At 67.3% G+C, this 8,904-nt stretch carries 3 protein-coding genes; 2 read left to right on the top strand and 1 reads right to left on the bottom strand.

Translation table 11 applies throughout. The features are described 5' to 3' along the window. The first annotated feature begins 55 nt into the window (after positions 1-55). Positions 56-940, top strand: coding sequence for a ShlB/FhaC/HecB family hemolysin secretion/activation protein (locus Q4I23_RS27245; RefSeq protein WP_498528281.1), 885 nt, complete (start codon positions 56-58; stop codon positions 938-940). A 15-nt stretch (positions 941-955) separates the two neighbouring features. Further along, positions 956-7,291: a two-partner secretion domain-containing protein gene (locus Q4I23_RS27240; RefSeq protein ID WP_498528280.1), complete on the top strand. Its 6,336-nt coding sequence runs from the start codon at positions 956-958 to the stop codon at positions 7,289-7,291. 60 nt (positions 7,292-7,351) lie between these two features. Here the strand turns inward: Q4I23_RS27240 and Q4I23_RS27235 are convergent, their stop codons facing one another. Continuing rightward, complete coding sequence (locus tag Q4I23_RS27235) at positions 7,352-8,725, bottom strand: ISKra4 family transposase (protein ID WP_498528279.1); 1,374 nt, start codon at positions 8,723-8,725, stop codon at positions 7,352-7,354. Between the last annotated feature and the right edge of the window lie 179 nt (positions 8,726-8,904).

Below are 8,904 nucleotides of genomic sequence, written 5' to 3'. Positions count from 1 at the left end.
AAACGGGCGGCGGAAACGCCATTTCCAAGCCTCAGAGGGGGCAAAAGGCCGAAATATGTTCGTTTTTCCGCACCCTGTTAGGGCCAGCGCGCTCCGCTACCGGCTGGGCGGCCCCTTCAAGGACCTCGACGGCAAGGGCGTGGCCCTGACCCAGGGCGCGGATCTCTTCTACCCCCTGATCCGCAGCGCGGAGGAGAGCCTGCACGCCCGTCTGTCCTACGAGCATGGCCGCTACGACGACGACCTGCTGGGCGACGCGTTCCACCGCAAGCGCGTGAACAAGGCAAGCGTCAGCGTCACCGGCGACCGTTCCGACGGCTGGGGCGGCGGCGGGCTGACCACCTACCAGGTCATGGTTACGGCCGGTGTGCTCGATCTGTCGCGGCTGGCGAGCGACGCGGCGCTGGATGACGCAACGGCCCGGACGGACGGCCGCTTCGCCAAGCTCTCCCTCGACCTGCGCCGCGATCAGGCGATCACCGACGACCTCTTCCTGCGCGGGCGCTTCAGCGGCCAGTGGACGACCGTGAACCTCGACAGTTCGGAAAAATTCGCCTTGGGCGGCGCCTATGGCGTGCGCGCCTACCCGGTCAACGAAGGGCTGGGGGACAGCGGCTTCGTCGCGAATCTCGAACTGCACCGCCCGATCGCGGAGGGTTGGGCCGCCGGGCTCGACCTGTTCGGCTTTGTCGACGCCGGCCTGATTCGCCAGAACGCGAAGCCCTGGGACGGGTGGAACGCGGGTGGCGATACGCCCAACAGCTATCCGTTGTTCGGCGCCGGCATCGGGGCTACCTACGCGCTGGCCGGCAACGTCGGCGTCAGCCTGACGGCGGCGGTGCCGTTCGGTCCCAACCGGGGCAGCGACGTTCCGGGCCGCAACCAGGACGGCAGCCGGACCGACCCGTGGGTCTGGTTCACCGTCACCAAGATGTTCTGATCAGGAGGTAGGGCGATGTACGATCACGGCGGGATGAACCGGGCCTATCGGCTGATCTGGAACCGTGCCAAGGGGTTTTGGGTCGTCGCGCCGGAAACGGCGAAGGGCGGCGGCCATGCGGTCGGAACCGTCGTGCCGGCGGGACTGATCGCCCTCGGTCTGATCGCCGCGCCGGGCGGCGCCCTGGCCGATCCCGCCGCGAATGCCCTGCCGGCCGGCGGCCGGGTCGTCGCCGGGTCGGTGTCGATCTCCGAGAACGGCGCGTCGATGACGGTGACGCAAGGCACCGCCCGCGGCATCGTCAACTGGAACAGCTTCGACGTCGGTTCGTCCGCCACCGTCACCTTCAAGCAGCCGGACGCCGCGTCCGTCACCTTGAACCGGGTGACCGGCGGGGCCGGCAGCGTGATCGCCGGCAAAATGAACGCCAACGGCAAGGTCTATGTCGTCAATCCCAACGGCGTGCTGTTCAGCAAGACCGCGCGGGTCGATGTGGGTGGGCTGGTCGCCTCGACCGCCGACATCACGAACCAGGACTTCATGGCCGGCAAGGAGGTCTTCACCAGCAACAGCGCCACCGGGTCGGTCGTCAACCAGGGCACCATCAACGCCCGCGACGGCGGATCGGTGGTTCTGATTGGCGGCACGGTGTCCAACCAGGGCACCGTCAACGCCCGCAACGGCGATGTGGCACTGGCCGCCGGAGCCAAGGTGACGCTCAACGCCGGGGCCAACGGGCATCTGAAGATCGAGGTCGATGGCGCGACCACGGCGGCGCTGGTCGAGAATGGCGGGCTGATCTCCGCCAGCGGCGGTCAGGTCCTGATGACCGCGCAAGGGGCGAGCGCGGCCGTGTCCTCCGTCGTGTCGAACACCGGGGTGGTGGAGGCGCAGACGATCGGCGGCAAGGCCGGTTCGGTGACTCTGCTGGCCGGAATGGAAGGCGGCACCACCAAGGTCGGCGGCACCATCGACGCCTCCGCGCCCAACGGCGGCGACGGCGGCTGGGTGGAAACCTCCGCCGCCAAGGTGGACATCGCCCCGAACGCGAAGGTCACGACCCTGGCGGCCAAGGGCAAGCACGGCAACTGGCTGATCGATCCCTATGACGTGACGATCTCCGACGCCCCGGATACCGGCTGGGGCAACGACACGAACATCAACGTCACCACCCTCACGAATGGCCTGGTCGGCGGCAACATGACGGTCACGACCGGCAGCGGCGGCACGCAGGCGGGCAACATCACGGTGGCCTCGCCGATCAGCTGGTCCGCCGACACGACCCTGATATTGAACGCGGCGGGCAGCATCCGCATCGACCGGGACATCACGGCGACCGGAGCGGGCGCCGGGCTGGCGATGACCTTTGGCGGCGGCTACGCGCTGCGCGACGGCGCGCGGGTCACGCTGTCGGGGACGAACGCCGGCCTCTCCATCAACGGCCAGCCCTACACGCTGATTCACGATGTCGCCGCGTTGCAGGGCATGACCGGGTCCGGGTTCTACGCGCTGGGCAACAGCATCGACGCCTCGGCCACCAGCGGCTGGAACTCCGGGGCGGGCTTTGCTCCGATCAGCGGCTTCTCGGGTACGTTCGCGGGGCTTGGTCATACGATCGACAGCCTGACGATCAACCGGCCCTCTCAATCGCTGACCGGGTTGTTCGGCATGACGATGGGCTCGTTGCGGGATATCACGCTTTCCAACGTGTCCATTTCCGGCGGTCAAACGGTCGGTGCGCTTGTCGGACGGCTGAATGGGGGCAGCGCCAGCAACGTCCATGTCACCGGCAGCGTTACCGGTAACTTTAGTCAGGTTGGCGGGCTGATCGGCTGGAACGATCAGGGTGCCATCAGCAACTCGTCCTCGGCGGCCACCGTCAACGGCTATGGCGAAGTCGGCGGCCTGGTCGGGCGTCAGCGGGCGGGATCGATCACCGACTCCTACGCCACCGGATCGGTCACCAACACCGGCTCCTATACCGGCGGGCTGATCGGTGGCACGTTCCAGGGCGCCACGCTGACCAACGTCTACGCCAGCGGCAAGGCTACCGGCACCTATGATACGGGCGGGTTGAGCGGCGCGGAGATTTTTTCTGGTACCCCCACGGTGACCAACGCCTATTGGGACATGAACAGCACTGGGGTGGCCACCAGCCACATTGGCACGGGCATTACGACGGCCAATGTCCGGACGCAGGCGACCTATGGCGGCTTCGATTTCACCAACACCTGGGTGATGTTTCCGGGCGAAACCCGGCCGATGCTGCGCAGCCAGTATTCGACCAATGTGACCACCCCGGCGGCCCTGCAACTGATGCAGTTGAGGCTGGGCGAGAGCTACACATTGGGCGCCAACATCGATTTCGGCACGGCCTTCACCGCCAACAACGGCAACTACGCCGGTCTGTGGGGAAGCCAGGGGTTCATGCCGATCGGCAGTTCGGGCAGTCCTTTCACGGGCAAGTTCGACGGGCAGAACCGCAGCATCACCGGGTTGACCATCAACCGGACAGCCGCCAACAATGTCGGGCTGTTCGGCTATGCGGGGACGGGTTCTGCGATCAGCAACGTGACGCTGTCCGGAGGATCGGTCACCGGCTCTGCCAATGTGGGCGCGCTGGTCGGGACTCTTCGGCAAGGCACGGTCACCGGCGTCGCGTCCGGCGCGAATGTCGAAAGCACGACCACCGGTCTTGCCGAAACCGGTGGCCTGATCGGCGTCAACGACGCCGGGACGGTGACCTCCTCCTCGGCGAGCGGGAACGTCATCGGCGCCGGCTATGACATCGGGGGGCTCGTCGGCTACCTCGTGAACGGCGGGGTCGTCACGAAATCCTTCGCCACCGGCAATGTGAGCGGCGGCACCACCGGAAGCTATATCGGTGGCCTGGTCGGCGCCAACGGCTACGTCGGTGGCAATGGCGGGACGATCAGCCAGTCATATGCCACCGGCACGGTCACCACCGCCGTCGGTTCAGGCGGAGGGTTGGTCGGCCACAACGAAGGCGCCATCTCCGATTCCTACGCCATGGGCCGGGTGATCGGCACCGGCGGCGCCAGCAATCTCGGGGGCCTTGTCGGCGTCAACTACAACAACGGCACGATTGCGAAAGCCTATTCGACCGGCTACGTCACCGGTTCGACGAATGTCGGCGGGCTGGCCGGCTACAACAACAACGGCACGCCTGGCGCAATCTCCAACAGCTACTGGGACACCCAGACCAGCGGCCGGACCAACGCGTTGGGCGGCGGTTCGTCCGGCGGCACCACCGGCATGACCACCGCGGCCCTGCAAGGCACGCTGCCCAACGGATTTTCCAGCGCGATCTGGAGCACCGGCGGCGGTCTTTATCCCTATCTGGGCTGGCAATACAGCACGACCCCGGTCGCCGTTACGGGACGGGCCTACAGCGATGCGGGCACCACGGCGCTGGGGGGTGCGACGGTCACCGCCGTGTCGAACGGCACATCGATCGGCAGCGCGGTGAGCGGCGCCAACGGCTACTATTACGTCCTCGCCCCGTCCGGCTCGATCAACGCCAACGGCGTCCTGACCTATTTCGACAACCACGCGACCAAGGCTGCGGCCTTCGGCGATGTCGTGACGGCCTCCGGGATCAGCGGGTTGGACATCTATGGGTCGGCGATCCGCCTGGTGACGGGGAAGACCAGCCTGACGGCGACGCGGGGGGCCTACACCGCGACCATCGGCAGCTACAGCGACACGGATCTGTCCTTCCTGTCGAAAACCAGCTTTGCGCCGCTCACCACGACGGCGGGGTACGGCGTCCATCTCAACAGCTCCGCCGCGACCTACAGTCTCGACACGTCGCTGTCGTCCGGCGGCCTGCTCACGCTCAACGGCAGCGGAAGCAACAGTTTCGGGGTAGTCGGCACGATTGGCCAGACGGCGGCGGGCAACCTGACGGTGAACGCTCCGCTGTCCTGGAGCGACGCGTCGGCCCTGACCCTGACCACCAGCAACGGCGGCAACGTCACCTTGGGCGGTGCCGTGTCCGCAGCGCTGGGGAGGCTTTCGATCGGGGCGGCCGGCACGGCCACCAGCAGCCAGGCCATCAGCGTCAACCGCTTCGACCTGACCGGCGGTGCCTGGAGCCAGATCGCGAGCACGCTGCCGTCCTTCAGCGCCAACGATTTCCGGCTCACGACCTCCGCATCCTTCCTGCGCGCCACCGGCGGGAATGGAAGCACCGCCACACCCTATCAGATCGTCGATGTCTACGGGCTTCAGGGGCTGGCGTCTTCCGGCCTGGCAAACACCAGGTCTGTGCTTGCGGGGGACATCGATGCCAGCGGCACCTCGGGCTGGAACAACGGGACCGGTTTCATCCCGATCGGCAACAGCACGACTCCCTTCACCGGCACCCTGAACGGCCAGGGCAACAGCATCACCGGGCTGCACATCAACCGATCGTCCAGCACCGATGTCGGGCTGTTCGGCTATCTCGGAATCGGCGGGCAGATCAGCAACCTCCGCCTCGGCTCCGGCAACATCACCGGCCAGAACAATGTCGGCGGGCTGGTGGGCCGCAATGCCGGCACCATCACGGGCAGCCACAGCGCCGCCAGTGTGACCGGCAGCGGAACGGATGTCGGCAACCTCGTCGGTGAGAACGCCGGGGGGACGATCAGCACCTCCTTTGCCAGCGGCACCACGCACGGCACCGGCATGAATGTGGGTGGGCTGGTCGGCGGCAACACCGGCAGCGGCAGCGTCACGAACAGCTACGCGACGGGCGCGGTCACCGGCGCCGGCAGTGCCAACAATCTGGGCGGGCTGGTCGGGCTGAACGACACGGGCGCGTCCATCAGCACCAGCTACGCCACGGGCACCGTGTCCAACTCCGGCAGCGGGGCCAACATCGGCGGCCTGATCGGAAACAGGGTGGGAGGCACGGTCACGGGCGGTGTCTGGAACACGGCCAGTTCGGGCCTGACCAGCGGTGTCGGCACCGGCAGCGCCACGGGCGTCACCGGCTATGACGCCGCCGGCATGACGAGCCTGCTCAACTTCACCAACGCCGGATTCGTTATCGACGATCTGGGCGGCACGGCATCGCCCTGGCGCATCTATGACGGCTACACCGCGCCGTTGCTGCGCAACTTCCTGACCGGCCTGACCGTCACCGGCGGCAACGGCACCAAGACTTATGACGGTTCCGCCTATTCCTCGGATTTTGGGACGTTGACCTACAGCCCAACCTCCTACGACGCGAGCAAGGTTCTGGGAACGGCGCAGTACAAGGCAAGCAGCGCCAACGCCGGAACCTACACCGGCACCGGCCTGACGATCGCCGGGCTCTATTCCAGCCAGTTCGGCTACGACATCCTGGCCGCCCCCGGCACGCTGACCGTCGACAAGGCGTCGCTGACGGTGACAGCCAACAATGCCGGCAAGACCTACGACGGGCTGGCCTACGGCGGTGGCAATGGGGTCACCTACGGCGGTTTCGTCAACGGTGAGACCGCCGCCGTTCTGGGCGGCACCCTGACCTATGGCGGAACGGCGCAGGGGGCGGTGAACGCGGGAACCTACACGCTCAGCGCCTCAGGGCTGACGTCCGACAACTACGACATCGCCTATACGGCAGGCGCGCTGACCATCGACAAGGCGGCGTTGACGGTGACCGCCAACAATGCCGGCAAGACCTATGACGGGCTGGCCTACGGCGGTGGCAATGGGGTCACCTACGGCGGTTTCGTCAACGGTGAGACCGCCGCCGTTCTGGGCGGCACCCTGACCTATGGCGGAACGGCGCAGGGGGCGGTGAACGCGGGAACCTACACGCTCAGCGCCTCAGGGCTGACGTCCGACAACTACGACATCGCCTATACGGCAGGCGCGCTGACCATCGACAAGGCGGCGTTGACGGTGACCGCCAATTCGCAAAGCGTCGGGTCGCGCGGCAAAGCGGGTCCCCTGACTTACACGGTCGGTGGCGCCGGGTTGGGACATGGCGACACGGCGGAGACGATCTTCTCCGGGGCCCTGGCAAGCACGACCAATCCCATGGGATCGGGCAGCCATACCATCACCCAGGGTTCGCTGGCGCTGGTCAGCGGCAATTACATCCTGGCGGAGTTCATTCCGGGAGTGCTGACGGTGACGGCGGCACCCAACACCGACACGCCGACGGCGAGCATCCTCATCCGCACAACCAAGCCCACGAGCCACGAGGGAAGCAACGACCAGCCCCAGGCGTCCCCAAGCAGCGACGCTGCCAACATGGAGTACAGAACCGCCGTCGAGCCTACGGCCAATCTCAGCGGTTTGAATTTCCCCTACCTGACCTTCGCCCCGGAGTTAATCAAGCTCGATAACCAGTGACGACATCAACCGGCGGTTCGGCATTGTCACGGGAGAGACCGTCGCAAACCTGGGGGGCCATCACGCAGCCCGGTGGAACGGCCGGCGGGCGTATGGCTCGGCAGCGGTGTGATCCGAGGCGAGCGTGCCGTTCATCATCGCGGTGCGCACCTTCAGCATCCGGTGGGCGCCCCGCGGAGACCAGCGCATTTGCTGGTTGGCGCCCATGCGCCGGTGCAGCAGGCGCTGGACCGTGCTTTCGGTCGTTGCCCTGGAAATGGGCTCGCCCCGGTGTCGGGCGGCGGCGTAGTCAATGATCAGGTCGGCCTGTCCGGCAACGTAGGTTTCCAGGGCGCGCAGCAGCGTTGCCACCTTCCGGGCCGGCGGGCTGTCGGCGGCTTTCAGGCTGGCGTCGAGCTCAGCCAGGAGGTCGCCGATCAAGGTCAGCGCCCGTTCAGTCTGGCCGTGCCAGAGCCGCCAGCGCAGGCGGGTCACGGCGTCGGCCAGCATCGTCGTCCGCTCCGCGGCGGCCGGCACCGCCGTGGCCCAGCCCTTGACGGCCTGCGCCACGTGTTGGACCCGCATTGATAGGTGGAACCAGTCGAGGACGTTACGGATCGAGCCGACGCTGGCCGCGGCGCCCAGCGACCGTGGACCCTCCGCGCCGTCGCTGAGGATGGTGACCGGTGTGGTCGCCGTCACCCCCAAACGGCGTAAAACATGATGGAGTTGCCACACTTGCCGGTCGGCCTCGGTCGGCAGGCTGCTGAAAACGACCTCCCGCCCCTGATCGTTTCCCACCCGCGCGAGCATCACCTCAAACGAGCGCACCTGATAAGTCTTGATCGACTTCACATGCCCCGCGTCGATGGCCAGCGTGATCGCCGTTGCCGGGGCCGACGACCCCTCATCCGGCGGGACCAGCGCCGCCCGTTCGAGCCGGGTGCCGACCTGGAGCGTGCGCCGACGGATCGTCTCCACCTCGGGAGCCGTGTCCAACGGCAACAGCTCGGCCAGCAACGCCCGCGCCTGCCGATACGGCAGCGCGCTGCCCATCCCGGATAGAATGCGTTCGTACTCCGGGGTGCAGCGGTCGGGCATGATCTCAGCGACCGGGGTCAGGCTGCGCCGGCAGGCCACGCCGCAGCGGCAGGCGTCGAAGCGGGGTGCGCGCACCTCCACCGTGCCGAACAACGACACCAGCCGGCGGGAGCGGTGGTCCTTGAGCGGGCGCGACGCTCCGCAGTGGCCGCACCGACGCCGAAGGCGACAATGCGCGTCGGCCTGGGCCGTGACCAGGACGCGCTGCAGGCCGGCCAGGGTCGCTTTGCCCTCACTCAGACTCAGCCCAAGCGTTGCCGCCTGGCCTGACCCGGTGCGCTCACCCTCGGAGATCACGTGCTGCGTCACCGCGCCGTCCTCGCCCGTCACCTCCACCATGACCCGCCACTTCATCGCGCCCTCGGTTCGCCGCCTTCCCAGCGCCCTTTACCATCCTCCCCCCAGGTTTGGGACGGTTTCGCCGGCCAGCCGCACCGCATCGGCATAGCCATACTTAAGCAGGCCGTCCTCGGCCGCGCCGAGGAACGCGCTGAGCGGATCGCACACGACGAGCCGCGGCGCCGCATCATAAA

Source organism: Azospirillum sp. UFLA03-27 (assembly GCF_059803775.1).
Note: the sequence above shows the minus strand (reverse complement) of the source record. Positions and strands in the feature narration are given on the sequence as shown.